Raw genomic sequence first — 571 nt, forward strand, 5'->3', positions numbered from 1 at the left:
ACGCCGCCATCAACGAACCCGAACCCGGACCCGCATACATCCGACCGGAATTGATCTCCGGCGGTAACGCCCCGAAGTCAAACACCTACGAACCCCCCGGCTCGAACCATGTGTTTCCCTCGCGAGTGTTTTAGATAGCTGGCTTCAAGCGATGCGCTTGCTTGCGAAGGCTAGAGCGCCGCCCCGTCTTCTCGCTGCCCGTGACTCGACGGTCCGGGTGGGAGGCGCCCCGTTCCAGCGGGTCAGCGGACAGCGCAACGGCCGGGCCGGCGGCCGCCCGCGTTCGCCGTGTGCACGCCTACCTGCGGGGGTCGGGCGCCCAGGCGACCCGCCGTCACCGATTTATCGTCAGTCAATACCCGAGCCAAGCGGCCAAGGTTAAGGAGTAATTCGTGTTTGATTTTGGGGCGCTTCCGCCGGAGGTTAATTCGGCGCGGATTTATGCCGGTCCGGGGTCGGGGTCGTTGATGACGGCGGCGTCGGCGTGGAATGCGATCGCCGCGGAGCTGCAGTCGGCTGCGTTGAGTTATCAGAATGTGGTGACTCAGCTGGCCAGTGAGGAGTGGGCGGG

2 protein-coding genes are annotated in these 571 nt (G+C 64.8%); one reads left to right on the top strand and one right to left on the bottom strand.

Annotation, left to right across the window (positions count from 1 at the left end):
- A partial coding sequence (locus A9X05_RS29980; protein ID WP_156736874.1) for a PPE domain-containing protein occupies positions 1-85 on the bottom strand: 85 nt, incomplete at its 3' end.
- Between the two features lie 307 nt (positions 86-392).
- Here A9X05_RS29980 and A9X05_RS29985 point away from each other — a divergent pair.
- Positions 393-571 (top strand): PPE domain-containing protein (locus A9X05_RS29985; protein ID WP_156736873.1); only part of this gene is annotated, 179 nt, incomplete at its 3' end.

The organism is Mycobacterium sp. E3298, from assembly GCF_001666895.1.
In the GTDB taxonomy this organism is placed as follows: Bacteria; Actinomycetota; Actinomycetes; order Mycobacteriales; family Mycobacteriaceae; genus Mycobacterium.